25 protein-coding genes are annotated in these 25526 nt (G+C 63.8%); 14 read left to right on the top strand and 11 right to left on the bottom strand.

Annotated features, from left to right (window positions below; genetic code table 11):
- Positions 1-14: 14 nt before the first annotated feature.
- Complete coding sequence (locus tag NKI66_RS14815; protein ID WP_352752081.1) at positions 15-407, bottom strand: hypothetical protein; 393 nt, start codon at positions 405-407, stop codon at positions 15-17.
- 1 nt (position 408) lies between these two features.
- Positions 409-1293 (bottom strand): NAD(P)-dependent oxidoreductase, encoded by an 885-nt coding sequence (locus NKI66_RS14810; RefSeq protein ID WP_023809753.1) that lies wholly within the window; start codon positions 1291-1293, stop codon positions 409-411.
- Positions 1294-1422: 129 nt separating this feature from the next.
- Between NKI66_RS14810 and NKI66_RS14805 the strand changes: the two genes are divergently transcribed.
- Positions 1423-1776, top strand: a complete 354-nt coding sequence (locus tag NKI66_RS14805) for a winged helix-turn-helix transcriptional regulator (protein ID WP_128303797.1) — start codon at positions 1423-1425, stop codon at positions 1774-1776.
- A gap of 220 nt (positions 1777-1996) precedes the next feature.
- Positions 1997-2128 (top strand): hypothetical protein, encoded by a 132-nt coding sequence (locus NKI66_RS14800; RefSeq protein WP_352752079.1) that lies wholly within the window; start codon positions 1997-1999, stop codon positions 2126-2128.
- A gap of 25 nt (positions 2129-2153) precedes the next feature.
- Here the strand turns inward: NKI66_RS14800 and NKI66_RS14795 are convergent, their stop codons facing one another.
- Positions 2154-2408, bottom strand: a complete 255-nt coding sequence (locus NKI66_RS14795; protein ID WP_023809755.1) for a DUF1127 domain-containing protein — start codon at positions 2406-2408, stop codon at positions 2154-2156.
- A gap of 230 nt (positions 2409-2638) precedes the next feature.
- Here NKI66_RS14795 and NKI66_RS14790 point away from each other — a divergent pair, with 230 nt between their 5' ends.
- Positions 2639-4144 carry a winged helix-turn-helix domain-containing tetratricopeptide repeat protein gene (locus NKI66_RS14790; RefSeq protein ID WP_352752077.1) on the top strand — a complete coding sequence of 502 codons (1506 nt, stop codon included), beginning with the start codon at positions 2639-2641 and terminating at the stop codon, positions 4142-4144.
- Between the two features lie 55 nt (positions 4145-4199).
- Here NKI66_RS14790 and NKI66_RS14785 read toward each other — a convergent pair whose 3' ends face one another.
- Positions 4200-4898 carry a CGNR zinc finger domain-containing protein gene (locus NKI66_RS14785; protein ID WP_128303795.1) on the bottom strand — a complete coding sequence of 233 codons (699 nt, stop codon included), beginning with the start codon at positions 4896-4898 and terminating at the stop codon, positions 4200-4202.
- 116 nt (positions 4899-5014) lie between these two features.
- On the opposite strand from NKI66_RS14785, the gene NKI66_RS14780 reads away from it, so the two are divergent.
- Entirely contained in the window at positions 5015-5923 is a 909-nt protein-coding gene (locus NKI66_RS14780) for an alpha/beta fold hydrolase (RefSeq protein WP_128303794.1), read from the top strand.
- A gap of 10 nt (positions 5924-5933) precedes the next feature.
- Here the strand turns inward: NKI66_RS14780 and NKI66_RS14775 are convergent, their stop codons facing one another.
- On the bottom strand, positions 5934-6860 hold the full coding sequence (locus NKI66_RS14775; protein WP_023809759.1) for a DMT family transporter: 927 nt from the start codon (positions 6858-6860) through the stop codon (positions 5934-5936).
- A gap of 109 nt (positions 6861-6969) precedes the next feature.
- A complete protein-coding gene (locus NKI66_RS14770; protein WP_352752074.1) occupies positions 6970-7950 on the bottom strand; it encodes a quinone oxidoreductase family protein in 981 nt (326 codons plus the stop codon).
- 97 nt (positions 7951-8047) lie between these two features.
- Between NKI66_RS14770 and NKI66_RS14765 the strand changes: the two genes are divergently transcribed.
- The gene (locus tag NKI66_RS14765; RefSeq protein WP_352752072.1) at positions 8048-8452 is read left to right on the top strand and encodes a winged helix-turn-helix transcriptional regulator; all 405 of its coding nucleotides are present in this window, start codon (positions 8048-8050) and stop codon (positions 8450-8452) included.
- A 70-nt stretch (positions 8453-8522) separates the two neighbouring features.
- Positions 8523-9332, top strand: a complete 810-nt coding sequence (locus tag NKI66_RS14760) for an MBL fold metallo-hydrolase (RefSeq protein WP_352752071.1) — start codon at positions 8523-8525, stop codon at positions 9330-9332.
- Positions 9333-9394: 62 nt separating this feature from the next.
- Here NKI66_RS14760 and NKI66_RS14755 read toward each other — a convergent pair whose 3' ends face one another.
- Positions 9395-10000 (bottom strand): NADPH-dependent FMN reductase, encoded by a 606-nt coding sequence (locus NKI66_RS14755; protein WP_352752069.1) that lies wholly within the window; start codon positions 9998-10000, stop codon positions 9395-9397.
- A gap of 89 nt (positions 10001-10089) precedes the next feature.
- On the opposite strand from NKI66_RS14755, the gene NKI66_RS14750 reads away from it, so the two are divergent.
- Complete coding sequence (locus NKI66_RS14750; RefSeq protein WP_164892913.1) at positions 10090-10458, top strand: winged helix-turn-helix transcriptional regulator; 369 nt, start codon at positions 10090-10092, stop codon at positions 10456-10458.
- A gap of 150 nt (positions 10459-10608) precedes the next feature.
- Here the strand turns inward: NKI66_RS14750 and NKI66_RS14745 are convergent, their stop codons facing one another.
- Positions 10609-10812: a hypothetical protein gene (locus NKI66_RS14745; RefSeq protein WP_352555037.1), complete on the bottom strand. Its 204-nt coding sequence runs from the start codon at positions 10810-10812 to the stop codon at positions 10609-10611.
- A gap of 221 nt (positions 10813-11033) precedes the next feature.
- Between NKI66_RS14745 and NKI66_RS14740 the strand changes: the two genes are divergently transcribed.
- From NKI66_RS14740 to NKI66_RS14725, 4 genes are all read left to right on the top strand, one after another.
- A complete protein-coding gene (locus tag NKI66_RS14740; RefSeq protein ID WP_352752067.1) occupies positions 11034-11774 on the top strand; it encodes a LuxR C-terminal-related transcriptional regulator in 741 nt (246 codons plus the stop codon).
- 174 nt (positions 11775-11948) lie between these two features.
- A complete protein-coding gene (locus NKI66_RS14735) occupies positions 11949-13598 on the top strand; it encodes a sensor histidine kinase (RefSeq protein WP_352752065.1) in 1650 nt (549 codons plus the stop codon).
- A gap of 186 nt (positions 13599-13784) precedes the next feature.
- Positions 13785-15566: a hypothetical protein gene (locus NKI66_RS14730; protein ID WP_352752063.1), complete on the top strand. Its 1782-nt coding sequence runs from the start codon at positions 13785-13787 to the stop codon at positions 15564-15566.
- Between the two features lie 2 nt (positions 15567-15568).
- Complete coding sequence (locus NKI66_RS14725; RefSeq protein WP_352752062.1) at positions 15569-18199, top strand: autotransporter outer membrane beta-barrel domain-containing protein; 2631 nt, start codon at positions 15569-15571, stop codon at positions 18197-18199.
- A 16-nt stretch (positions 18200-18215) separates the two neighbouring features.
- On the opposite strand, the gene NKI66_RS14720 is transcribed toward NKI66_RS14725, so the two are convergent.
- Positions 18216-18611 (bottom strand): acyl-CoA thioesterase, encoded by a 396-nt coding sequence (locus NKI66_RS14720; protein WP_013530049.1) that lies wholly within the window; start codon positions 18609-18611, stop codon positions 18216-18218.
- Positions 18612-18975: 364 nt separating this feature from the next.
- Positions 18976-19917: a phosphoribosylaminoimidazolesuccinocarboxamide synthase gene (locus tag NKI66_RS14715; protein WP_352752060.1), complete on the bottom strand. Its 942-nt coding sequence runs from the start codon at positions 19915-19917 to the stop codon at positions 18976-18978.
- Between the two features lie 258 nt (positions 19918-20175).
- On the opposite strand from NKI66_RS14715, the gene NKI66_RS14710 reads away from it, so the two are divergent.
- Genes NKI66_RS14710 through NKI66_RS14700 form a run of 3 tightly spaced genes read left to right on the top strand, consistent with a single transcriptional unit; the run spans position 20176 to position 23914 of the window.
- Positions 20176-21792: a GMC family oxidoreductase gene (locus NKI66_RS14710; RefSeq protein WP_352440393.1), complete on the top strand. Its 1617-nt coding sequence runs from the start codon at positions 20176-20178 to the stop codon at positions 21790-21792.
- On the top strand, positions 21789-23000 hold the full coding sequence (locus NKI66_RS14705; RefSeq protein WP_352440392.1) for a mandelate racemase/muconate lactonizing enzyme family protein: 1212 nt from the start codon (positions 21789-21791) through the stop codon (positions 22998-23000). The genes NKI66_RS14710 and NKI66_RS14705 overlap by 4 nt, the downstream gene beginning before the upstream one ends.
- Complete coding sequence (locus tag NKI66_RS14700; RefSeq protein ID WP_352721627.1) at positions 22997-23914, top strand: NAD(P)-dependent oxidoreductase; 918 nt, start codon at positions 22997-22999, stop codon at positions 23912-23914. Before NKI66_RS14705 ends, NKI66_RS14700 begins: the two co-directional genes overlap by 4 nt.
- 79 nt (positions 23915-23993) lie before the next feature.
- Here the strand turns inward: NKI66_RS14700 and NKI66_RS14695 are convergent, their stop codons facing one another.
- Complete coding sequence (locus tag NKI66_RS14695; protein WP_352630010.1) at positions 23994-24932, bottom strand: diacylglycerol/lipid kinase family protein; 939 nt, start codon at positions 24930-24932, stop codon at positions 23994-23996.
- Positions 24933-25526: the final 594 nt, after the last annotated feature.

Genomic DNA, 25526 nt, shown 5'->3' with positions numbered 1-25526 from the left:
CAGCTTTTGACCGGTTAGCTGACGCCGCCCTCTGCCAGAGGTCGAACTGGTTTCAACAAACCGAAGAAGCCAATGATGCGCGTTATCCGTTTCTGCTCCTCATCTAGAAAAGCGATGTCCAGGCCCTCGGGTAAAGACGAACCGTCAGGCATCACAAACTTCCACGCGAAGCGCGCGACGCCGTGATGAACATCCACGTTGCTGGTCCGCAGAATGCAGGCACCAGGATGCTTGCTCTGAATTCCTGCAATGTGGGCTAGCAGTTCTTCGGCACCAACAGCGTGAACGGTTGGATCTGTATACGTCGCGCCATCGCTCAAGACCGATAGCAGCGACGCCCGCCGCTTCTCGGCGTTTTCGGTGGACCACGATGCACAATACTTATCAATGAGATGCGTCAAAGGCATGCTACTTCCCTGTCGCCAGAAAATGCGAGAGCGCGGCGAAATCATCGTGCAAGTGGCCCGCCGCTATGGCCCGTTTGAATATCGCATCATAACCATCGACTATTGAACGGTCGATTCCGCGGAACTGCATCAACTCCAACAGATGCTGCATTGCGCCGTGGTGCGCCGAGATCGACGAGAGCGTTTCGTTATCGCTGGCAAATCGGCCAGCGCTCGTCCGCTTGATGAGGTCGGTCACCAGGCCGTCGATGACCGGCGCCGTCGCGGACCACTGCCGCGCCAGTTCTCCGAGTTCGATCTCTTCGGCCTGCGACACGGCGATCGCATGGAGCGTCCCGAACAGAGCGCCCCACATGATAGCCAGCAGTGCGCTATCGAGCGCGTTCGCACGCCCTGGTTCTTCGCCAACATGCTGGACATTGCCACCCAAGGCGCGAAACACATCGCGGTTCGTGTCGAAAGCCTCCCTTGGCCCGGCAAGCAGGATGGTCCCGGCGTCCGTGCCGATATAATCCGGCGTCGCCATGATCGCGCCATCAAGGTAGTTTGCGCCGTGCTTCGTACACCATTCAGCGGCTTCCCGTGCGCCACTCGGCGTCCCCGAAGTCAACTCCACGATCAGCTTGCCGCGAATGGCTGAGGCGATGGCGTCACTGTGGAGAAGCGCTTTTGTCGCCTCATAGTCGCTGACATTCACAATGATGATCTCGCCTGCGTTCACGGCTTCCTCCACGGAGGACGCGGCGATTGCGCCCAGCCTGGCGAGTGGATCGGTCTTCTGTCTGGTTCTGTTCCAGACAGTCGTCGGATATCCCGACTGAAGCAGGCTGCCGGCGAGCGCCGAGCCCATACGGCCCGTTCCAATGACCGTGATTGAAAGCTTCATTCCACACTCCATATCAATTGGCGGCGTCAGACCGCGTTTTGCTGTGATCGTCTTGAGAGGTATGTCAAAACGAGCGGCGCGCGATACGCACCCGGGCGTAAGTGGTCACCAGAAGGTAAGGAACGCGCGATGAACAATTCCGCGGACAATGGCTTTGCAGCGGCCGTCAGGATGGTCGAAGGAAAGTGGAAAGTAGATATCCTTTGCGAGCTCGGAACGGCGTCGCGCAGATTTGGTCGATTGAAACAGGCGCTTTCTGGCATCAGTGAAAAGATGCTGGCGCAACAATTGCGAGAACTGGAGGCCGACGGCCTTGTCGACCGTAAAGTCTTTTCCGTGGTTCCAGCGAAGGTAGTCTATTCGCTGACAGAACGCGGCGCGGCGCTCAACGCAGCAGCAGGTTCACTATGTCTGTGGGCCGAGCAATTCGGCCTGCCCGGCTGCCCTCAGATTGCCAATGGCGTACATATGGATGCCCTCTGATGCATGTCGCCCAAAGCGACCTCGGTTTGGGAGAACGACATGCATAAAAACGAGGATCTAAAACGCCTGAACCCGTTCGTACGGGACACGCTTCAGGGGTGCGACGCGCTGGATGTCCTGTCGAGATTAAAGGCGTTCCGATGGTGCTGGTCATGACGAGTACTACCGTTTCGCACCGCCACAACGGCCGGCATTCTCCCACCGGGCTCCGTCGCCGGCTATGTGCTGGCGCACATGCATCATGCCGGCGACTGGCGAATGCGTCGACGCGCAGGGCTGGCGCTTCGAGGTGGCGATCTCGACGGCCGCCGCATCCCGCCTGGCAGGCGCCCATCGCGAGGCGGTGCGCTGACGCCCGAGCAATTGCGGCATTCGCTCTATCGTTCCCAGAAGGACTTGGCGATCTCTCCCTCGACCTGCTCTATCGTCAGGCCGATATCGTCGATCAGATGCGGATTGTCCTTCGACATCTGCCTGAGTTGCCAGCGAAAGCGTATCCGTTCGCGCCAGGTCCGATCGTGCCAGCTCGCTATGATGCTTCGCAGGGTCTTCAGGAGCCGGCGCGATGCCGGCCGCACGGGCGTTCCCGGTCGCGCTGCACAACGCTGGGCTGATGCAAGTGTATTGGTCATGGCAACCTCCATATGGTTTGAGGGCCTAGGGCTCTCGATGAGGTTGAATTCTGCAGGATACGGACGGCGCCGTAATTAAGCCCTCCCAAATAGTTCTCAAAACTTCCAAACGAGCTAGAGCAGTTCACCGGTTCACGGAACCGGTAACCTACTCTAACCCTTTGTTTTGACGCAATTCCGAACAGAAAACCGCTTCACACTTTTCCTGGAATTGCTCTATAGATGCGCCTATGGGATCGCGTTTTGCCTTTGGTCCGTTCGTGCTTGATCCGGGTGCGGGAACGCTGCTTCGGAACGACGTCCCCGTTGCCGTTGGCTATCGCGGGCTGAGTCTGCTTGCAGCACTCGTCGGGCGGCCCGGTGAAATCTTGGGAAAGGCCGAGTTGATGGACGCTGCATGGCCGGGCACGGCCGTGGAGGAAGGCAACCTCACCGTCCAGATCGCGCAGTTGCGCAAGCTGCTTGGTCCTGTCGGCGAGAACGGCGAATGGATATCCACCGTTCCGCGCGTCGGCTACCGTTTCACGGGGGCCGTCGAACAGTTCGGCGAGGCCAAGCGAAAATCCTTGCCGCTGCCCGACAAACCATCGATAGCCGTGCTGCCCTTCGTCAATTTCAGCAACGATCCCGAGCAGGATTCCTTCGTGGACGGGTTGACCGAAGACCTGATCACCGACCTGTCCAGGATCTCCGGCCTGTTCGTCATCGCCCGCAACTCGACCTTTGCCTACAAGGGAAAAGCGATGGACGTGCGCGAGATCGCCGGGGACCTTGGCGTGCGCTACCTGCTGGAAGGCAGCGCAAGACGCGCCGCGGGGCGCGTGCGCATCAACGCACAGCTGGTTGACGCGGTGAGCGGCGATCATCTGTGGGCGGAACGCTTCGATCGCGGCCTGGACGACATCTTTGCCGTTCAGGACGAGGTGACGGCCAAGATCGTGGAGGCATTGCTTGGCCGTCTGCGCACGCTGCCGCCGCGCAACCGGCCCAGCAATCTCGAGGCTTACGATCTCTGCGTGCGGGCGCGCAAGCTGATCGACGACTCGCCTCAGATGGCGCAGGAAGCGCATCTGATGCTGACGCGCGCGGTGTCGCTCGATCCCGGATACGCCGAGCCCTATCGCTGGCTTGCCATGAACCACTGGATGGGACAGGTGCATTGGGGCGGACCAACCGAAGCTGCCCGCAGCGTTGCCTTGGAGCTGGCGCGCAAGGCTGTGGCGATCGATCCCAACGATGCTGGCTGTCGCTGGATCCTGGCCTACCTGCTTGCCTATGAGCGCAGCTTCGCCGAGGCGGATGCCGAATTCGCCAAGGCGATCGAGCTCGACCCGAACGAGGCCGACACCTGGGCGGCATTGTCCGACATCGCGGTCCTGGCCGGCCGGGTCGAAGAGGGTCTCGAGCACATCCGCAAGGCGTTCCGGCTGAACCCGTTTCCGGCGAGCTGGTACTATCTGACGCTCGGCCAGGCGCAATATGCGGCGCGCGACTATCAAGCCGCTATCGAGACGTTGCGCCGTGACGAGACCTATCGCACAAGCTCACGCCGTTTCCTGGCGGCAAGCCTGGCGCAACTCGGCCGGCTGGACGAGGCGCGCGCGGAGGCCGAGCTGTTTCTCGTCGGCAACCCGCATTTCACAACCCATCACTGGGCGACGACCGAGCCATTCCGCGACGCCGCTACGCTCGAGCATTTCGTCGATGGTTTTCGCAAGGCCGGTCTTCCGGAGTGACGCGCCGGCATCCGGCCTGCCCGCAGCAAAGGCGAAGTGGTGCGCTAACCCGGATCTAGGCATGGGCATGATCTCGGTGGCGCGAGACCTTCTCGCGGTTACCGCAGGTGCGCATGCTGCACCAGCGCCGCTTGCCGCCTCGCGACGTATCGAGGAAAAGCCAGCCACAGCGAGGGCAGGAATGCAGCCTGTCGCGCGGCAAGGTGAAGAACGCTTCGATGGACAGCATGGCCAGCAAGGCGGTGACGGCGTCCGGGTCCCGCCACCGGGCAAGGCCAAGCTCCGGCCTGGTGCGATCCAGCTCTATAGACCCGGCGGCAAGCGAGCTTGCCGTGCGCGAGAATAACACGCCTAGAGCAATTCCAGGAAAAGTGTGAAGCGGTTTTCCGTCCGGGATTGCGTCAAAACAAAGAGTTAGAGCAGCTCGCCGTTTCCGTGAAACGGTGAAAGGATCTAGCGGTTCGACCGCGGACGGTTTGCCCGCGGCGATTGACTCGAAGACCTGAAATGACGCCTCCCGCACTTCGCGGACCCGTTCCACGAACCGCCCATCCGCTATCTCGGCGACGGCCTGCGCCTGGCGATCGTCGGCAAGCCCTGAGGCGTTGAACCAGTTCGCAACATCCCGGACGGACTTAAACAGTTCATTATCAGCTGCTGGCACCCGCCGGTCGAACACGGCGTTCGACAGGTCCAAAGCGGGATGCCCGCCTATGAAGTGATCCGGCACCCATTCGGTGTGTGCATCGCCCATGGAACATAACCTCATTAGCCGGATTATACGGTTATGATGTAACCACTATCATACGGATATGTGGTGTCAAAGCCATAACACCGCCAGATCGGCGCGGAACCCCTGGGAGAGAGAGGATGTGCAGCAATCGTTACAAGACCCGCCACGAAACCATCAATGTCGACGGCCTCGACATCTTCTACCGTCATGCCGGCGATCCCGGCAGACCGGCAATCCTGCTGCTGCACGGATATCCGACTTCGTCGCACGTCTATCGCAATGTCATCGAACCGCTGGCGGAGACAGCCTATGTGGTGGCGCCGGATCTGCCCGGTTTCGGCTTTTCGTCCGCCCCTTCCATCGATGCTTATGACTACACGTTCGAGAACCTGGCCAACACGATAGAAGCCTTCATCGAGGCCCTCGGCCTCCAGCGATTCTTCCTCTACATCACTGACTTCGGCACGCCCGTCGGCTATCATCTCGCCACACGGCGGCCGGATCGCATCCTCGGCCTGATCGCGCAGGACAGCAACGCTCATGACGAGGGGCTGGGACCGGAATGGGACGCGCCGAAGGCGTTCTTCGCCGAACCGACTGAAGAAAACCGCGCCAAACTGCCGGACTGGATGAATTTCGAGGGGACCCGGAACCAATATATCGGCGGTCTCCCCGAGCGTCTGAAGGTGTTGTTTCCGCCCGAGGGTTGGTATCTCGATACGGAGCGTCTGGCGAGGCCCGGCAACACCGACATTCAGTTCGAACTCTTCACCGATTATGGCTCGCACATCGCCCGCTTCCCGGCCATCCAGGCCTATCTCCGCGACCAACAGCCAGCATGCCTCGTGCTGTGGGGACGGCACGACGCCTTCTTCGCGCTGGACGAGATCATGGCCTACAGCCGCGACCTCGACGCAGTCGAAATCCATGTCTTTGAGAGCGGACACATGCTTCTCGAAACGCATCATCGCCAATGCGCGGCTCTCATCGCTCACTTCATCCACGAGGTGGAGACTGGGGTATTTCGCGAACCTGCCGGGCGCTGAACGTCGGCGCTCAAACCGCCACTTCGATGGGCTCGGCAAGCCTGGGATTGGCCCGCGCGGCGATCAGGCAGCCGGCGACGATCAGGCACGCTCCGGTCAAGGTGGTCCAGGTCGCCTCCTCGCCGAAGAAGAACCAGCCGAGCGCGACCGCCCAGATAAAGGCCGAGTATTCCGTCGGGATCAGATATTGCGCTTCGGCGCGGGCGTAGGACCAGCTCATCAGGAACTGCCCGGCAAGCGACAGCACCGTCACCCCGGCCAAAGGAAGCCAAAGATTGCTCGGTAGGGCGACGGCAAGCCAGGGTGCTGCGAGGCCGAGGAGGATGGCAACGCAAAGGTTCTGGAACAGCATGATCTCGATGGGCTTGGCCAACTGCGCCTGTTGCCGGGCGAGGATCAGATTGTAGCCGTAGAACACCGTCGACACGAGCACCGCTGCCGTGCCGAGCATGGCATCTTGCGAATAGTCAGCCTTCCCGAACTGGCCGGCCATGATGATGGCGACACCGGCAATGCCGGCCAAAGATGCCCAGACAGCCTGGCGCCGGATCCGTTCGCCCAGCAGCAGCGCGGCGAGAAACAGGGCAAACAAGGGCGCCACGAAACTGAGCCCGATCGCCTCCGCGAGCGGCAGCCTGGCCAAGCCCCAGAAGAAGGATATCAGGACGATGCCGACAATCGCGGCACGCAGCGCATGCAGCCTCAGCACCGGAACGGTTGGCGTTAGGCGCGGTCCCGCCAACCAGGCCGCGCCCGCGACCACGGTCGCGACCATGCTGCGCCACAGCAAGGTGTTGTAGACGCCGACCGCGATGACCAGGATCTTCATCGCCGCATCCATCCCGGACAGCAGGAAGATCGCAAGCGCGCAAACGAGCACCGGGATCATCGGGGAAACGGCGCCGGTCAGGCTGGATGTCTTCACGGCTTCACTCATGTGACGGATTGCAGCCGGATATATCAGGCCACAGGGCGCGACCAGATGGCAGTCCCGTCGATGTAGCAGTCCAACCCCGATTGGCGTCGTGTTCGCGGCTATCGCCATATCAGGGTATCAGTACCACCTTCCCGGTCGACCGGCGCTCATCCAGCAACCGGTGCGCTTCCCCGGCCTGGTCGAGCCGGAATCTGCCGCCGATCGTGACCTGAAGTTGGCCGCCTGCCGCCATTTGGAACAGTTCGGACAGGCTGGCTTTCAGCACATCGGCAGACAGCAGCGGCAGCAGCGCGAAACCCCTGAGTGACTGGTTGCGGCCGATCAACTGCTCCAGATCGGAGGCAGCGAGGCCAAAGCGCCCGAGCGCAGCAAACACCAGTTCGCCGCCAGGCGCCAAGGCCTCAAGCAAGGCAGCGGTGAGCGCACCGCCGACTGTGTCGTAGATGATGTTGGCGCCCTCCCCGCCGGTGAGGTCGCGGACGCGAGCGGGCCAGTCCGGCTTGGTATAGTCGACTGCGGCATCGGCGCCGAGCGACAAGGCGAAATCCAGCTTTGCCTTGCCGCCGGCGGCTGCGATCACCTGGCGTGCGCCCTTCAGCCTGGCCAGTTGGACAAGCAGCGTTCCCACACCGCCCGATGCGGCCGGCACCAGCACCGCCTTGTCATCGGGCGGGCTTTGCCGAAGCAGATGAAGGGCCGTCAGCCCCTGCACCATCAGCGCCGTGGCAGCCTCGAACGGCAGCGCATCCGGCAGCGGCACGACGAGATCGGCTGACATCGTCACCTGCTCCGCATAGCCGCTGTGGGGACGCTGCGACATGAACAAAGGCGCGGCCACGCGGCGACCCAGCAATTGTGCATCCACACCTTGCCCGACGGCCTCGACGACACCCGCCGCCTCGGCGCCCGGGATCATCGGCAGTTGCGGCGTTACCGCGTAGCGGTTCGCGCGCATCAGCACTTCGAAGAAGTTAATCCCGGCGGCATGGACACGGATCAGCACCTCGCCGGCCTGCGGCACCGGCGTCGGCAGATCGACCACCTCCAGCACCTCGGGACCGCCGAAGCGGCTGAGTTGAATGGCTTTCATGGCAAACTCCGATAGCACTGGCATCGGCAGCGGTTTGCCACTATCTGCGGAGCCTCGACTACACACTCATTTGTCCCCTGCTGACCAGGAGGTGACCATGGCAGATCCCAAGAGAATGCCGATCAAAAGACTGCCTGTGCTGCCGGCGGAACGGGCGCTGAAAGTGATCGCGGGTCGCTGGAAGGCGGTCATCCTCTACCATCTCTTCGATGGTCCCCGGCGGCTATCGGCACTCAAGGCGCTGATGCCGGGCATCACCCAGAAAGTGCTGATCCAGCAGCTGCGCGAAATGGAGGAGCACGGCCTGGTCAGCCGCGAGATCTTCGCCGAAGTGCCATCGCGCGTCGAATATTCGGCGACGCGCCTCGGCCTCAGCCTCGAGCCGATCCTGCTGGCGCTCTGCCAATGGGGCCAGCACCACGCCGACGAGTTGAACGAGACGGACCGCCTCGCCGACTGCATCATACGGCCGAGGCAGGCGACGCACGCCCAAATGGCATAAATCGAATTTGACGGGTGAGTTGCCGACGCGGGCTGCCAGACCGTCAATTGTCTACAGAACGGATCGGAAAATGCACCGCATAGCTTCGGGCGACCTTTATCAGACCTACGATCTTGGTGACTTGCGCATCACCTCCTTGCGCGATGGCTATGTCGACATGCCGATCGGACGGCTTCGGCAACGCCGCGACAAGCCATTTGGCGATGAATTGCCGCAACAAGTCGCGTTGGTTGGTGGTCAACTCAGGCTTTCCGTCAATGCCTTCGCGATTGACGATGGAAACGGGATCATCTTGATCGATACCGGCGCCTCGAACGCCTGGCATCCCACCATGGGCCGACTTCCCGAGGCGCTGGACGAAGCTGGCATCGATGCCGGACGAGTCCGTACCGTCTGCTTCACCCACACGCATCTCGACCACATCCATGGTCTTGTGCTTGCCGACGGCCGCGACGCTTTCCCGCGCCTGGCGCGCTTGCTCGTTCCCGGGGAAGAACTCGGCTTTTTTCGCGCCGAAGCGCGGCTCGAACGATTTCACGGCATGGCGGAACCCTTCGAAGCCGGAGACCGTATCGGGACACATGTCGACATTGTCGGCGCTCATGGCCATGAAGCGGGACACAGCTGTTTTCGTGTTTCTGCCGGCGGCGAACGCATTTTGATTTGGGGCGACACCGTTCACGTCCCATCGCTTCAGTTCGATCGACCTGAGGTGACATGGGAATTCGACGCCGATCAGGACCAGGCGCGCGAAAGCCGGTTGCGGTTGCTGGCGCTTGCAGCCGGCGATCATTGTTTCGTCGCCGGCGCGCATCTGGATTCGCCCGGTGTCGGCCGCGTCGTCCGATCCGGCGCCAGCTTTCAATTCGAGCCGCTATGATTGAAAAAGGGCGGCGCAAGACGCCGCCCCCGGATCCTTGGGAGGATAATTCGAATTGGCGGTCAGGCCGCCTTGACTTCCTCGGCAATGGCGTCGGCCTGACGCGCCGCCTTGAGCACCTTGGCCCACCACGCAACATCGTTGACCAGCGCGGTGGCGGCCTGGTTCAGATGCTCGAGGTCTTCCAGCTTCTTCTCGCCCTGGCGGACGGCGAGGAAATCGCCCCAGGCGATATGGACGGCCGACTTGACCGGCGCCATCTGCAATTCGACGGCATACAGTCTAAGCTGTTCGACGGCACGCGAGCCGCCGACGCTGCCATAACCGACGAAGCCGGCCGGCTTCTTGTTCCATTCATTGGCGGCGTAGTCGATGGCGTTCTTCAGCACGGCCGTCGGGCCATGATTGTATTCGGCGGCGGTGAAGATGAAGCCGTCGAATTCGGCGACCTTCTTCTGCCAGCGCTGTGCCACTTCGTTCTGCGACGGCGCCCAGGCGGAGGATGCGACCTCGTCGAAGAACGGCAGCGGGAAGTCGCGCAGGTCGACGATCTCGACATCGATGTCGGCATGCGACTTGGCGATCTTGGCGATCCACTTGGTTGGCACATCGGCGAAACGAGCGGCGCGCGTCGATCCGACGACGATGGCAATTTTGGGTTTGGACATAAGGGCTCTCCTTGCACGAAGTACTGGTATCATTTGGATACCTGCGCTATATGAGATACTGCAAACGCGATGCACAAGAAGGCACTTTTTTGTTACCGAGGCACCCACACCGCTCCGAAGACTGCCGCGCCATCTCGGAAATCCTGCAGCGCGTCGGCGACAAATGGACTGTTCTGGTCGTCGGCAAGCTGGGCGACGGACCGATGCGTTTCAATGAATTGCGCGCCGCCGTCGGCGGCATCTCGCAGAAGATGCTGACCACCACCTTGCGCGGCCTGGAGCGTGACGGCTTCGTCACCCGCACCGTGTTTCCAACCATTCCGCCGCGCGTCGATTATGAGCTGACCGAGCTCGGCCACGAGCTGCTGATCCCCGTCAGCGCACTGAGCGAATGGGCGCGCGCGAACACCATGCGCGTCAAGGCGGCGCGCGAAAAATTCGACGTCACGCACGCCTGAAACCCTTGCGCCGCAAGGGATTCAGCCCCGCACGCAACATCCGGCTTGCCTGATCGGAAATTCTATCTCGGCTGCGCGGATCGTTGCCCGAATGCACGCGCCGTTTTGGCTGGCGGATTGCCGCTCATGCCGTCCGCTGACGGCTGCCGCTCAGGCTCCTGACATGCGGACATCGCATCGCGCCGCGGCACAGGTATCACACCGTGCGCCCCGCTCGCCGGGAGCCTTGTCCTCATGCGTGCAGGCAATGCGCGAGATATCTTCCTTCACCTCCGCGTAGGCGGTCACGCCGAGCAGGCAGGTCGTCGCCACCAGGGCTGCCACGAGCCAACCGTTCAGCAGATGTTGACGCATTGTCTCTCCTCCGATTGCAGCAGGATCGGGCATGGAGGCAACCGTTGGATGTCGCGAAACGGGTCCGCTACATGGCCCCTGTTACAAACGGCCATCCCCGGCTCGCTCTACCTGATCCCAGCTATGTCGGCGTCAACCGATCCATGGCAGACTGGTACGATCGGCTGGGTATTTTCCGCCCCGGCTGCTACCGGTGAAAGCCGCCATTCGCGTCGAGGTTCATGTCGTACAAGGAATATCCCGCCATCGACCTGCCCCCATCGGAAGCACTGCTGCCGAGCCCGCTGCTTGTCGTCGAGGACGAGCCGATGATGCAGGTGCGGTTGCGCTCGATCCTGAAGGGCCTTGGCTATGCTCAGGAGGAGCTGTTTTTCGCCGGGTCGATCGCGCAGGCCAGGACCCTGCTCGTCGACCAGCCCTTTGCCATGGCGCTGGTCGATGTCGGCCTGCCCGATGGCAACGGCATCGACCTTATCGGCTCCCTGCACGAGCATGACGCGGCGCTGCCGATCCTCGTCATCTCGGCCTGGAGCAACGAAAACACCATCCTCGAGGCCCTACGTGCCGGCGCGACCGGCTACCTCCTGAAGGAGCGCGACGACATCGAGCTTTCGCTTTCGATCCGCAGCACCATCCGCGGCGGCGCGCCGATCGATCCCTTCATCGCCCGGCGCATCCTGGAACTGGTGTCGGCGCCGGCGCCGACCGGGCGTGCCCGTCCTTCCACCGACAGGCCGGGGCGCGGCAAGCCCGCGCTTGCGCCGCCGCCTCCCTTGACGCCGCGCGAGATCGAGATCCTCAACCTCGTTGCCAAGGGGCTTACCAATCGAGAGATTTCGGGAGTCCTTTCCCTCTCCAGGTTCACGGTCGAATGCCACATTCGCAACATCTACAAGAAGCTGTCGGTCAAATCCCGGACGGAAGCGATCTTCGAGGCGCGGTCGCAAGGCTTCTTGCCCTGATATTCCTGCTCCTCGTGCCGGGCGGCATCGCCTTTGCCGCCGGCGGGGCCGTGCCGTTCAAGACGATCGAGGCCGTGAGATCCGGCTGGGACGCCGCCGCGCCGCCGGCCACCGGCTGGACCAGCGTGACCTTGCCCGACGACTGGACGACGCGCTGGCCCGGTTTTCGACGGCGTGGTCTGGTATCGCCTCACCTTCGACAGGCCCGACGCGGCCGAACCGCTGGGCCTCGCGCTGAACTACTGGACACTGGCCGGATCGATCTCGGTCAACGGCGCGGAACTCGGCCGCGACGAATTCCTCGTCGAGCCGTTGACGCGCTCATGGAACGTGCCCCGCTACTGGCAGCTCGCGGCCCCGGTTCTGCATGCCGGCACCAACACGCTGCTGATCAGGGTCTCGGGCCTGGCGCCATACCAGCCAGGCCTTGGTCCGGTCCTGATCGGCCCGCCTTCGGCGACGCGTGCTCATTTTGTCCAGCAATTCTGGATTCGCCGCGGGCTGCCGGTCTTCTATCTCGGCGTCACCGCGGCGCTTGGCACCTTCTTTTTCGTCGTCTGGCTGCTGCGCCGAAGCCTGAAGGCCTATGGCTGGTTCGCCCTGATGACGATTGCGTGGTTTTGCTATTCGCTCAATTTCGTGGTGACGAGCCCTTGGCCGTTCGGGGCGACCGACACATGGCAGCGTTTCATCATGCTCTCCTTCATGGTCATGGCCGCCGCCTTCGTGCTGTTTGTCATCCGCTTTGCCGAGCGCCGCTTTCCCCGAGGGGAAGCCGTGCTATGGACCGCGCTGGCGATCGGCGCCGCAGCCCTGTTTGCCACGCCGCATTCCCAGCTCGGCCCGATGCTCAACCTGCTGGCCTTGTCCTGGTCGCTGCTTTATATCGGCGCCTGTTTCCTGTCGATCGGCCTGACCTGGCGCAGCGCTCGCCTGGACCACATCGTCCTCCATATCGTCAACGCGTTCACCATCGTGGCCATCCTGCATGACCTGATGACCTATCTCGGCATACTTCTTGGCAATGTCTACTACGTCACGCTGACATCCCAGTTCCAGATGGTCGGCATGGCGCTGGTGCTGGCCTGGAACTTCGTCGCCAACATGCGCCGCATCGAGGGGTTCAACGATGAGCTCACGGCCAAGATCGAAACCGCCAGGAAAGAACTCGCCCTCACGCTGCATCAGCAGCATGAGGTCATTCTGGCCAACACCAGGCTGGCCGAGCGCGTGTCCCTTTCGCACAATCTGCACGACGGCATGGGTGGCACCCTGGTCAATTCGATCGCCATGCTGGAACATGCGCCGCAGAACCTGCCGGCCGATCGCTTCCTGTCCGTCCTCAAGGAACTGCGCGACGAGTTGCGGGTGATCATCGACACCGCCGCCGACGACCAGACGGGCGGCCAGTCTCTGGCCGAGTGGATCGCACCGCTGCGCCGCCGCCACACGCTGGCATGTGAAAGCCGCGACATCGATTGCGTGTGGAACCTGACCGGGCTGGAGGACTGCCACCTGTCGCTCGCGCGAAGCCTCGATCTCGTCCGCATCCTGCAGGAGGGCCTGACCAACGTGCTCAAGCACAGCCAGGCAAGCTGCGTCGTCATCGACCTGCACCGGCGCGGCGAGACGCTGAGCCTGATGATCCACGACGACGGCGTCGGCTTCGATGCCGCCTCGGAGGCGCCCGTCCCGGGCACCGGCCTGCGCTCGATGCGGGCGCGGGCCGGACGGCTGGGCGGCACGCTCGAAACGCGGTCGCGGCACGGCGAAACCGTGCTGGCCCTGCGGGTGCCCGCCGACGCAATTCCAGGAATGGCATGAACGGTTTTCCGCTCGCACTCGCGTGAAAACGAGGAGATAGGCGGTTCGACATTGCCGCAGGCGACGAACCGCCTTGAGCCCCGGCATAGCTAGTTTCAACGATATCGCGAGCCGGGCTTTCGCGGGATGCTGCAGGCTGGAGAGATTCCAGCGCAATCGGGTTGTGCCGGACACGATGGGATTGACATGGGCCGGAAAGAAACCACTGAACTCATCAAGAAGGGTAAGGAAAAGATCCTGCGCCTGGGCGCCCCCCTTGCCGTCTCGCAACCGACGCATCGGGTGCCGTCACGCAATCTCACCCGCCCTCGGCAAGCTGACGGTCCACGCGTGGCCCTTCTGACCCGTCTTCTATGCGCGAGCGCGCTGGGGGCCGCCATGGCTGCACCGGTCGTGCTGACGTTCTCGCCATCTGTGGCACGGGCGGACGGCGGCGCGGGTGCTAGTGGCACGGCCGGAGGGCAAGGATACACCGGCGCCAATGGAAGCGACAGTACAGGTACGGGCGGCGGTGGCGGCGGCGCCGCCGGCGGGGGTGACGGCGGAAAAGGTGGGGACGGTGCCCAAGGCGGAGCCGGAGGCGCCGGTGACCTCGGCAGCGGCACCATCACCGGCGATGGTGGCGCCGGCAGCAGCGTCGCAAGGGGCGGCTTTGGCAGTGGAGGGGGGGGCGGAGCCGCGGGTGCCAATGGTGGAGGAGGTGGTGCAAGCGGCGTTGCCGGGAGCTTTTTCGACACATTTAACGGCAGCGACGGACAAGGTGTTGCGGGCGGAAATCCGGGAGGCTCGGGGGGGACGGCGGGAGGTGGCGGGGGTGGCGGAGGCAACGGCAATGGGGCTGGCACTTCAACGATCTCGATCGGTTCAACCGAACTGCTCCTGGGTGGGGGCGGGGGTGGCGGCGCTCTCGGCTATGGGGGGGGCAATGGCGGTGCGGTGACGTTTGGCGGCGGCGGCGGCGGTGGCTATGGGGCCATCGTGACGGGCGGCGGCTTGCAAAACACCAACAGCGGGACGATCAGCGGCGGCGGCGGCGGTGGCGGCCCTGGCAGCAAGGCCGGCGCAGGAAATGGTGGTGATGGAGGCGTTGGCATCATCTTCGCCAATGGCGGAGAAACCTTCACCAACAGCGGCACCGTTGCGGCCGGCGGCGGCGGTGGCGGCGGCGCCAGCTACAGCTTCAGCGACAGTATTCGAACCGCGGGGCCCGGAGGCAATGGCGGCGTTGGCGTGATCTTTACCGGCGACGGCGCCACCTTGATCAACAACGGCCTGATTCAAGGTGGCAATGGCGGCGGCGGTGGCGCTTCCTCGGCAGGAAATGGCAGCGGCGGCGCCGGTGGCGCTGGAATCGTCGGCTCCGGCCTCGCCATCACCAATACCGGCACGATCAGTGGCGGGGTCGCCGATGGCGGAGCCGGCGCCAGGGCAAACGCGGTCACCTTCACCGGCGGCGTGAACAGCTTCACCATCACCCAGTCCTCTGTCGTCAACGGTGTCGTGAAGGCGTTCAGCACGGCCGACACGTTCGGTCTTGGCGGTTCGGCCGGCGGTTCCTTCGACCTTTCACAATTGGGCGCGGCGGGCTCTTCCGCCCAGTACCAGGGCTTCGGCATCCTGGAAAAGTCCGGCACCGGCACCTGGACGGTTTCCGGCGCACCGGGTACGGTCATGGCCTGGTCCGTCACGCAAGGCATCCTCGATCTCGGCGCCACGACGCAGACCGCCAGCGGCTTCACGCTGACGGGCGGGGAATTGCGCAACGGCACTCTGAGCACCGCCGGCAGCTTCACCTTGAGCAACGGCATCGTGTCGGCGGTCGTCGGCGGGACCGGCTCCCTGGTCAAATCCGGCACCGGCACGGTCATCCTCACCGGCCTCAACACCTATTCGGGCGGCACCGTCGTCAACGGCGGCACGCTGAGGATCGGCGGCGACTGGGCGCTGGGCGATGTCTCGGGCGCCTGACCTTGAACGGCGGCGCGCTGCAGGTGACGGGCAGTCCCCTCAATTTCACGCTGGAGCGCCAGGTAATCCTCGGCGCCAATGGCGGTACCTGCGATGTCGGCGCCGGCAAGAACCTGATCCTCGACGGCGTGGTTTCGGGCGACGGGCAACTCGCCAAGACCAGTTCCGGCACGCTGACGCTGAACAGCGCCAACAGCTATTCGGGCGGCACGGCGGTGCGCGGCGGCGGCCTTGTCGTGGCGGCGACAGGTGCGCTCGGCGACGGGCCGGTCACGATAAACTCGAACGGAAGCGGGGGATGGGCCAAGCTCTATTTCTCGGGCAACGACGCCGCCAATCCGGTCAGCGCCCAGGATCTCTCGATCACCGTCGGGTCAGGCGACCTCAACTTCCAGCGCAATGCGACGGCGGGCGCGGCCACCATCGTCCTGGCGAAGGACGGCTACGGCGGGCTCAATTTCAGCACTGGAACCGATGCCGGCACGGCCAGCATCACCAATCAGGGCGGCGGCTTCGTCGCCTTCACGGGGGCAAGCGCCGCCAACGCGACCATCGTCAATGACGGCTTGGGCATACCGTATTATTTCAGCCGGACAACCTTCGACGGCGATTATTCGAGCAATGTGTCTTCCTCCGCCGGAGAGGCCACGATAACCAACCGGAATGGCGGCTCGACCGTTTTTTACGGACATTCGGACGGCGGAACCGCGACGCTGGTCAACGAGGCCGGCGGCACGCTCGATTTCCAGGGATCGTCGCAGGCGCAGGACGCTACCGTCGTCAACGGCGCCGGCGGCAGCGTGCTGGTGCGCTTCCGGGACCAGGACTCGGTGCTCGATGTCGGCTCGCTGTCGGGCGAGGGAGCCATACAAATCGACGATTCACAGCTTTCGCTCGGCGCGCTCGGTCATGACGACGTCATCGGCGGCGTGATTTCCGGAAACGGCTCCCTGACCAAGACCGGCACGGGCAAGCTGACGCTCAACGGACAGAACAGCTATGCGGGCCCGACCACCGTCGGCACGGGAACGCTGGTGGTGGGCGACGCCAGCCATGGCGACGCGAGCCTCGCCGGCGATGTCACGGTGGATTCCGGCGCGCGCCTTGGCGGCATCGGCACCATAGGCGGCAATGTCACCATCCTCGGCACGCATGGCGTCGGCAATTCCATCGGCGTCCAGACGGTCGGCGGCAACTATGTCAATCACGGCATATTCGAAGTCGAGGCGACCCCATCCGGCGCCGACAAGCTGATCGTCGGCGGCACGGTCGACATATCAGGCGCGACGCTCAACCTGGTCCTGACGCCGGCGACAGCCGAGAGCTGGAACCTGCGCAACGGGCCGTACACGATCATCCAGAACAATGGCGCGGCCGATGTCGCCGGCACCTTCGCCTCCGTCGGCAACCTCAACGACCTTCTCTTCCTCGACCATCTCATCAACTACAAGGGCGGCGACGGCAACGACATCACCCTCACCTTGGCGCGCAACGACGTTGCGGTCGCCAACGTCGCCACCACCGGCAACCAAATCGCGACCGCCGGAGCCCTCGACCGGCTGGGCGAAGGCAGTGCGCTTGCATGGGCCATGCTGCTGATGACCGACAAGGATGCCGCGCGCCTGGCGCTCGATGCCGCGTCGGGCGAGGTTCATGCCTCGGCCAAGGGGATGCTTATCGAGGACAGCCGCTTCGTCGCCGATGCCGCAACCGCCCGCGTCCGGGCGGCCATGGGCGACGTCACCGCTCCCGCCATGCCAGTGATGGCTTATGGCGAGGGCGGCCCGGAGCTGGTCGAGGCCGACACCAGCCGTTTCGTCGTGTGGGGGCAGGCTTTCGGCTCCTGGGGCACGGCGAGCGGCGACGGCAATGCCGCCGGCCTCGACCGCTCCACCGGCGGCTTCCTCGCCGGCGGCGACACCGCGATCGGCGAAGCCTGGCGGGTCGGCCTGCTGACCGGCTACAGCCACGCCAGTTTCGACGTCGACGATCGTGCCTCTTCCGGCTCCAGCGACACCTATCACATCGGCCTTTATGGCGGTGGACAGTGGGATGGCCTGGGCCTGCGCGGCGGCGTCGCCTACAGCTGGAATCGGATCGACACCAGCCGCAACGTCGTCGTTCCAGGCTTCGCCGATGCGCTGACGGCGAAGTACGATGCCGGCACCGCGCAGGTCTTCGGCGAGGCCGGCTATCGCGTCGAGACGCGCATGGCTGCCTTCGAGCCCTTCGCCAGTCTCGCCTATATCAACCTGCACACCGACGGCTTCACGGAAAAGGGTGGCGCCGCGGCGCTCACATCCGCGGCCTCGACCACCGAGACCACCTTCACCACGCTCGGCTTGCGTGCCTCGGCGGGCTTCGACCTCGGCGGGGTGCAGGCAACCGCGCAGGGTACGCTAGGCTGGCGTCATGCCTTCGGCGACACCACGCCGACTACGGACATGGCCTTCGCCGGTGGCGACCTCTTCACCATTGCCGGCGTGCCGATCGCCAAGGATACAGCCATTGTCGGGGCCGGGCTCGATTTCCGGATCGCCGACAGAACCACGCTGGGGATCAGCTACTCCGGCCAGTTCGGGACGAAAGCGGCCGATCAGGGCGTTCGCGCCACGATGGAAGTGCGGTTCTGATTTTACGGCTTGCGCGTCAGCCTTCGGCAGGAACCGCTTTCGGCTTGCCCTCGCCATCCAGCGCCACCATGACGAAATCGGCATGGGTGACCTTTTCCATCAGGTCGGAGAGGTAGCGCTGCGCCCAGGCCTCGACCTTGAGCGTCATCGAGGTGCGGCCGACGCGTTCGACATGGGTGTAGATGCACAGCGTGTCGCCGATCTTCATCGGCTTGGCGAAGGACATCTCTTTCACCGCAGCCGTCACCACGCGGCCCTTGGCGCGCTCGGCGGCACGGATGCCGCAGGCGAGGTCCATCTGCGCCATCACCCAGCCGCCGAAAATGTCGCCGGCCGCATTGGCATCCGAAGGCATGGCCAGGGTGCGCAGCGTCAGATCGCCAAGCGGCCGTCCTTCAGCGTAGTGCACCATAGGAGAATTCCTTCGAGACCGGCCGCCCTCGATCCCGTATCGTCACGGCGCCCGAAGGTCAACGCGCCACGACATGGCCACAGGCTCCGAACTGACAAAAGACCTGCGACTGCCGGGTCGCGGTGTCGGCAGCTTTTTTGCCGGCAGCTTTTCACGATAGGAATTTTTTCTTGACTCAGTGACCGCAGCTATGGTACATTTTTGCCTATGGTGCTGATTTGCGCCAGTGACCCGCCGTACAGGCGGGTTTTTCGTTTGATGCACCGTCAGCCAACACCCGGCAAGGCTCCGTTAACCCGAGTTGGTGGGCTCTGGCATGGCGATGGGTGGAAGACGGCAGTTCGCATCACCCGGCGAAGGTCGATCAGAAATAGCGCCTGAGGTTCGTGCGAATACGATCGAGCACGCTGTCCCCGGAAAGGTCTGGAGAAAATTCCTTGCCGGTGATCGCCTCATAGGCCTGCGCATAGACCCGCGAAGCCTGTTCGACGATCTCGTCGGGTATCTCAGGGATAGGGTCGCTGTAAGGATCGCACCGCGCCGAGACCCACGAGCGGATGAAATCCTTGTCGAAGCTCTCCGGCCGGCTGCCGCTGGCGAGCGCCTGTTCGTAGCTCGCCGCAATCCAGTACCGGCTGCTGTCCGGCGTGTGGATTTCGTCGGCGAGAATGATGGTCCCGTTCTTGTCGGTGCCGAATTCGTATTTGGTATCGGCGAGGATGAGGCCGCGCTCGGCGGCGCGCTGCTGGCCGCGGGCGAACAGCCGCAAGGCGTAGTCCGATACGGTATCCCACTGCGCCTGCGTGAGAAGACCCTGCTCGAGGATCTCCACTTTGGACAGCGGTTCGTCATGGCCGCCATGCGCGGCCTTGCTGGTCGGCGTGATGATCGGCTCCGCCAGCTTTTCATTGTCGCGCAGGCCGTCCGGCAGGTGGATGCCATACATGTCGCGGTCACCGCGCTTGTAGCGCGTCAGGATCGAGGTGCTGGTGGTGCCCGCCAGATAGCCGCGCACGACGATCTCGACCGGCAGGATGTCGAGCCTCGTGCCGACGACGACGTTCGGGTCGGGGTATTCGAGAACATGGTTCGGGCAGATGTCGGCGGTTTCCTCGAACCAGTAGCGCGCCGTCTGCGTCAGGATCTCTCCTTTGTACGGGATCGAAGTCAGGATGGTGTCGAAGGCACTGAGGCGGTCGGTGGCGATGATGATGCGCCGGCCATCCGCAAGGTCGTAGTTCTCGCGGACCTTGCCGCTGTAGTGGCCCGGCAGTTCGGGGATGAACGCGTCAGGGAGGGTTCGCATATGATTTCCTGCCTTCCGCAGAGTGGCCAGAGCATGATTCCGAAAAGTTGCAGACTTTCGGAGAAAATCATGCGCCAAAATAATGCCATCGCATAGGCTGTCGAGAAGGTAGATATCAAGCGCGATTGTCGGGCATCCCCGCAAACCCGGCCAGTTCGACGGTCGCTTTTTTCACAACTGATGCCGGATGGCGCGGCGACTTCGGAATGCCGTCGCGTCTAGGCTGCAGCCAATCTTTCGGAGCCTCCCATTTCCATCATGCAGACCTATGATTTCATCATCGTCGGCTCCGGCTCGGCCGGCTCGGTCCTGGCCGAAAAACTCTCGGCCTCGGGGCGCTTCTCGGTGTTAATGCTGGAAGCCGGCGGCAGCGACCGCCGCTTCTACGTGCAGATGCCGCTCGGCTACGGCAAGACCTTCTTCGATCCTGCCGTCAACTGGAACTACAAGGCCGAGCCGGATCCGGGCCTCGCCGGCAATACCGACCACTGGCCGCGCGGCATGCTGCTCGGCGGTTCAAGCTCGATCAACGCCATGGTCTGGATCAGGGGCGCCCGCGAGGATTTCGATGCCTGGGCCGCCGCCGGCAATCCCGGCTGGGGCTATGACGATCTGCTTCCCGCCTTCAAGGCGCTCGAGGACAACCAGGCCGGTGCCGACCGATGGCGCGGCACGGGCGGCCCGCTGCATGTCACCGACTGTTCGGACGCAGTCCATCCGCTGACCAAACGCTATCTCGCCGCCGGCCAGCAGGCCGGCCTGCCGCTCAACCCGGATTTCAACGGCGCCGCCCAGGAAGGCGTCGGCATCTACCAGATCTCGACCCGCAACGGCCGCCGCATGTCGGCGGCGCGCGCTTTCCTGCGCCCGGCGATGAAGCGCGGGAATGTCCGCGTCGAGATGAAGGCGCTGGCGACAAAAATCCTGTTCGAGGGCAAGCGTGCCGTCGGCGTCGAATACCAGCAGAACGGCGGGATGAAGACGGCGCGTGCCGGCCGCGAAATCATCCTGTCGGGCGGTTCGATCAACTCGCCGCAATTGCTGCAACTGTCCGGCGTCGGCCCTTCCGCCCTGCTTGGGAGCCTGGGCATTCCCGTCGTCCATGCCAACGAAAATGTCGGTGCGCATCTGCAGGACCATGTCGGCATCAACTACACCTTCAAGGGCCGGCTGCCGACGCTCAACCAGACGCTGCGTCCCTGGTGGGGCAAGCTGCTGGTCGGTATGCAATACATCCTGACCCGCTCCGGCCCACTGTCGCTGTCGATGAACAATGCCGGTGGCTTCTTCCGCACCGACCCGGCGGCGACGCGGCCAAACATGCAGCTCTATTTCCAGGCCTTCTCGACCGTCATTCCCAAGAGCGGCGAGCGCCCCATCCTGACGCCCGACCCATGGCCGGGCTTTTCCATCGGCCTATCCAACTGCCGCCCGTCGAGCCGTGGAGAGATCATGATCCGCTCGGCCAACCCACGCGACTACCCCAGGATAACGGCCAATGCCTACTCCACCAATGCCGATGTCGAGGAGATGCTGTCAGCGGTGAAATTCGTGCGCAAGATCGCCTCGATGCCCGCCATGGCCGAGATCATCGAGGAAGAGGTGTTGCCCGGCCCGTCGATCACCTCGGACGCCGATCTGGTCCAGGATTTCAGGAAGCGCTCGGGCACCGTCTATCACCCGGTCTCGACCTGCCGCATGGGGCCGGATCCCGCGCGCGCCGTCGTCGACCCCCGCCTCAAGGTGCATGGTCTGGAAGGTTTGCGCGTCATCGATGCCTCGATCTTTCCCGACAACATCACTGGCAACACCAACGCCGCCTCGATCATGACCGGTTGGAAAGGCGCCGAATTGGTTCTGGAGGACCAAGAATGAGGATCACCGACGTCAAGACCTGGGTTGTCGGCAATCCGCCGCCCGGCATCGGCGGCAAGTATTTCATCTTCGTCAAGCTGACCACCGATGGTGGCGTGGTCGGCTATGGCGAGGCCTACAACGCCACCTTCTCGGCCCATGTTACCGCCCGGATGGTCGAGGACATGGCCGAGCGCTATCTCGTCGGCCGCGATCCGCACGACATCGAGAACTTCTTCCGCCGCGCCTATTCCTCCGGCTTCACCCAGCGCCCCGATGTGTCCGGCATGGGCTGCTTCTCGGCGCTGGAAATAGCCTGCTGGGACATTATCGGCAAGGAAGCCGACAAGCCGGTCTACAAACTGCTCGGCGGACAGGTGCACGAGACGCTGCGCTCCTACACCTATCTCTATCCGCACAGCGGCAGCGTCCACTCCGAGGACGCGCACGGCAAGAACGTCTACAACGATCCAGATCTCGCCGCTGCCTGTGCGCTCGAATATGTCGAGCAGGGTTTCAATGCCGTCAAGCTCGACCCGGCCGGCCCCTACACCGCCTTCGACGGCCACCAGCCGCGCCTCGTCGATATCGACCTGTCCACCCGCATGATCAAGGCGATCCGCGAGGCGGTAGGCACCCGCGCCGACATCCTGTTCGGCACGCACGGCCAGTTCACGGCGTCCGGCGCGCTGCGCATGGCGCGCGCCATCGAGCCCTACGATCCCTTGTGGTTCGAGGAGCCGGTGCCGCCTGATATGCCTGAGGTCATGGCCCAAGTGGCCCGCGCGACCTCGATCCCGATCGCCACCGGCGAGCGGCTGACGACCAAATTCGAGTTCGCCCGCGTCATCGAGAACCGCGCCGCGACCATCCTTCAGCCGGACCTCGGCCGCTCCGGCGGCATTCTCGAAACCAAGAAGATCGCCGCCATGGCCGAGGCCTACCACATCCAGATCGCGCCGCATTGCTATTGCGGACCGATCGTCGGTGCCGCCAACATCCAGCTGGCGGTAACGCTGCCCAACTTCCTCATCCTCGAATCGCTGAAGCAGTGGGACGGTTTCCACGCCACGCTGCTGAAGAAGAAGATCGAGTGGCAGGACGGCAAAATCATCCCGTCGAAGGAGCCCGGCCTCGGCGTCGAGCTCAACGAAGCGGTCTGCGACGCACATCCCTATACGGGCAAGGAATTGCATCTGCAGATGATGCAGACGCCGTTGATGCCGTGAGCGAAAGCTACGCCTTCATCGGTCTTGGCCATCTCGGCGGCAACCTTGCCGCCAGCCTGATCCGCAACGGCTTTGCCGTCACCGTCTTCGACCGTGATCCCACCGCCGTCGAGCGCCTGGTGGCGCTCGGGGCCACAGCGGCAAGCAGCCCCGCCGAGGCCGCCGCACGGGCCGGCAACGCCATCTCCTGCCTGCCCTCTCCGAAGGTCAGCGAAGCCGTGCTGGCGGGCGCCGATGGTCTGCTGGAGGGCCTGCCCACAGGCGGCACCTGGATCGAGATGTCGACCAACGGCCGCGACGAGATTCTCCGCCTCGCGGCCCTCGCCTCGGCCAAAGGCATCGAGACGCTGGAATGCCCGGTCACCGGCGGCGTGCATCTGGCGGCGGCCGGAAAGATCACCGCGCTGGTCGGCGGCGATCCAGCGCTCTATGCGCGCCATCGCCCGGCAATCGAAGCGATGTGCGCGAAATCGTTCTTGATGGGGCCGGTCGGCTCGGCGGCGGTGATCAAGGTGATCACCAACATGCTCGCCTTCGTTCACCTCGTCGCCGCCGGCGAGGCGCTGATGCTGGCCAAGCGAGGCGGGCTCGACCTCGCCCAAGCTTATCACGCCATCGTCGCCTCCTCCGGCAACAGCTTCGTCCACGATACCGAAAGCCAGCTCATTCTCAACGGCTCCTACGATATCGGCTTCACCATGGATCTGGCGCTGAAGGACCTCAGCTTCGCGCTCGCCATGGGCGAACAGTCAGGCGTGCCGCTTGAGCTGGCGTCGCGCGTCAACGCGATTTTTCAGCAAGGCAAGGCCGCCTATGGCGGCGGCGCCTGGTCGACCCAGATCGTCAAACTGTTGGAAGATGCCGTCGGCACCGACCTGCGCGCACCTGGTTTCCCGGCCAAGCTCGAACTCTAACGCCGGCTGGATATTAAGCGATTTCAGCGAGTTGGCTGGATCGGCGGATTCATCTGAATCAATCCGTCAACGGCTTGATTCAGTATCTGAGCGTCAACGCACCCGGCAGGATCTCGAAGGTCGCGGGTATGCGTCCCGGCGACTCGCCGTCTATGTCGACCAGCGCGCCGTTCTTCTCGACATCGCCGAGCGGTTCGACCACCACTTTCCTGCCGCGCAAGATGGTGATCGCTGGATGGTTGCGGTGCCGGCCGCCATAGAGCAGCCGGATGTCCCAGATCAGCTTCAGCTTGCCGGCGGCGCGCAGGATGACGATGTCGAACTGCCCGTCGGTCAGTTCCGCATCCGGCGCGATCATCATGCCGCCGCCGAAGAATTTTCCGTTGGCGACCGCCACCAGCGCCATGCGCGCTTCGACGGGCGCGCCGTCGTCGACCGTGATCCTGACGTCCTGGAAGCGGTAGCGGATGAACTCGACCACGGTGCGCCACAGGAAAAGCGCCTTGGCCGACATCCTGCCCTTGCGCTTGTCGGCATTGACGGCGCGGTCAGTGGCGCCGGAAAGCCCCAGGCTGGCGATGTTGATGAAATGCCGGCTGGCCAGCGCGCCATGATCATCGATGTAGCAGATGCGCCCGGCATCGACCTTGCGACCCTTGGCTTCGGCCAACCGCTTCAGCACGGCATCCACCTCTTTCGGCAGGCCGAGCCCGCGCGCGAAGTCAATGCCGGTGCCGCACGGCAAGAGGCCGAGCTCGGTGGTCCGGCCGCTTTCCTGGAACGCCTGCAGCAGTCCATCGGCCACTTCGCTGGCGGTGCCGTCGCCACCGGCCGCGATCACCAGGTCGAAGCCAATCATCGCGAGATCGATTGCCAGCCTTTCGGCGTCACCTTCCGCCTGCGTTTCGCGCAGCTCGAATTCGCCGAAGTGCTTTTTCAGCGACGCGGCGACCTCAGGCCAGTGCCGTTTCAGCCGGCCCCCACCGGCAATCGGGTTGAGAACCACTCCGACTTTCAAGCAACCCTCCCGCAAGGACATCGAGCCGCTCGGCACCTCGAATCCTTTGCCGGCATTGAAGCCCGCACCGGCCGGCAGGGCAAGGGCCGAATGTCCACCGCTGCCGCCCATCATGGCGGATCGGAAAATCGCATTCCCTGGTTGATCCCCGATAATCCCGCTATCCACAGGCCTCAGGCCATTCCCCAGGCCCCTTACCCGGCGTAGGTTAAACCCATCTCAGGCGGCTACCGATCATCCAGCCGAAAGGCGAAGTGAAAGGCGGATTTCCTGAGGCCCGGACGGCCCGAAGCGAGAGCAGGCTTGCCTGTTTCGAGGGACGGAGCCGAGACCTACGGGGCCGCGGAAAGCGTGCCAACGCCGACGGCGGACCGATGCTGCCATGAAGGACGGCAAAAACCTTCGATGGTGCGCAGGGCAAAGCCCGCAAGGGTGGAAACCAGCGTGGTCCCGAACGGACGCTGCTCTCGGGCGGCGGACTGGCAGGACCGTCAAAATCAAGGCCGGCAAGGCGCGACGACTTTACGGAAGTTGCTGCCGCGACCGTGTCCTGATCTGACAGGGAGGCGCTGGGAGAAATCCCGGCGCCGACTG

The organism is Mesorhizobium sp. M0518 (assembly GCF_040321125.1).
Taxonomy (GTDB): Bacteria; Pseudomonadota; Alphaproteobacteria; order Rhizobiales; family Rhizobiaceae; genus Mesorhizobium.
This window is presented reverse-complemented; position numbering and strand designations above follow the sequence as displayed.

Excerpts from the sequence above, each read along its gene's own strand:
- NKI66_RS14730 (WP_352752063.1), top strand. The coding sequence starts at position 13,785 with ATGGGCCGGAAAGAAACCACTGAACTCATCAAGAAGGGTAAGGAAAAG.
- NKI66_RS14780 (WP_128303794.1), top strand. The coding sequence starts at position 5,015 with ATGTGCAGCAATCGTTACAAGACCCGCCACGAAACCATCAATGTCGAC.
- NKI66_RS14790 (WP_352752077.1), top strand. The coding sequence starts at position 2,639 with ATGGGATCGCGTTTTGCCTTTGGTCCGTTCGTGCTTGATCCGGGTGCG.
- NKI66_RS14715 (WP_352752060.1), bottom strand. The coding sequence starts at position 19,917 with ATGCGAACCCTCCCTGACGCGTTCATCCCCGAACTGCCGGGCCACTAC.
- NKI66_RS14720 (WP_013530049.1), bottom strand. The coding sequence starts at position 18,611 with ATGGTGCACTACGCTGAAGGACGGCCGCTTGGCGATCTGACGCTGCGC.
- NKI66_RS14805 (WP_128303797.1), top strand. The coding sequence starts at position 1,423 with ATGAACAATTCCGCGGACAATGGCTTTGCAGCGGCCGTCAGGATGGTC.
- NKI66_RS14740 (WP_352752067.1), top strand. The coding sequence starts at position 11,034 with ATGTCGTACAAGGAATATCCCGCCATCGACCTGCCCCCATCGGAAGCA.
- NKI66_RS14775 (WP_023809759.1), bottom strand. The coding sequence starts at position 6,860 with ATGAGTGAAGCCGTGAAGACATCCAGCCTGACCGGCGCCGTTTCCCCG.
- NKI66_RS14770 (WP_352752074.1), bottom strand. The coding sequence starts at position 7,950 with ATGAAAGCCATTCAACTCAGCCGCTTCGGCGGTCCCGAGGTGCTGGAG.
- NKI66_RS14705 (WP_352440392.1), top strand. The coding sequence starts at position 21,789 with ATGAGGATCACCGACGTCAAGACCTGGGTTGTCGGCAATCCGCCGCCC.
- NKI66_RS14800 (WP_352752079.1), top strand. The coding sequence starts at position 1,997 with ATGTGCTGGCGCACATGCATCATGCCGGCGACTGGCGAATGCGTCGAC.
- NKI66_RS14785 (WP_128303795.1), bottom strand. The coding sequence starts at position 4,898 with ATGGGCGATGCACACACCGAATGGGTGCCGGATCACTTCATAGGCGGG.
- NKI66_RS14765 (WP_352752072.1), top strand. The coding sequence starts at position 8,048 with ATGGCAGATCCCAAGAGAATGCCGATCAAAAGACTGCCTGTGCTGCCG.
- NKI66_RS14755 (WP_352752069.1), bottom strand. The coding sequence starts at position 10,000 with ATGTCCAAACCCAAAATTGCCATCGTCGTCGGATCGACGCGCGCCGCT.
- NKI66_RS14745 (WP_352555037.1), bottom strand. The coding sequence starts at position 10,812 with ATGCGTCAACATCTGCTGAACGGTTGGCTCGTGGCAGCCCTGGTGGCG.
- NKI66_RS14760 (WP_352752071.1), top strand. The coding sequence starts at position 8,523 with ATGCACCGCATAGCTTCGGGCGACCTTTATCAGACCTACGATCTTGGT.
- NKI66_RS14795 (WP_023809755.1), bottom strand. The coding sequence starts at position 2,408 with ATGACCAATACACTTGCATCAGCCCAGCGTTGTGCAGCGCGACCGGGA.
- NKI66_RS14810 (WP_023809753.1), bottom strand. The coding sequence starts at position 1,293 with ATGAAGCTTTCAATCACGGTCATTGGAACGGGCCGTATGGGCTCGGCG.
- NKI66_RS14815 (WP_352752081.1), bottom strand. The coding sequence starts at position 407 with ATGCCTTTGACGCATCTCATTGATAAGTATTGTGCATCGTGGTCCACC.
- NKI66_RS14710 (WP_352440393.1), top strand. The coding sequence starts at position 20,176 with ATGCAGACCTATGATTTCATCATCGTCGGCTCCGGCTCGGCCGGCTCG.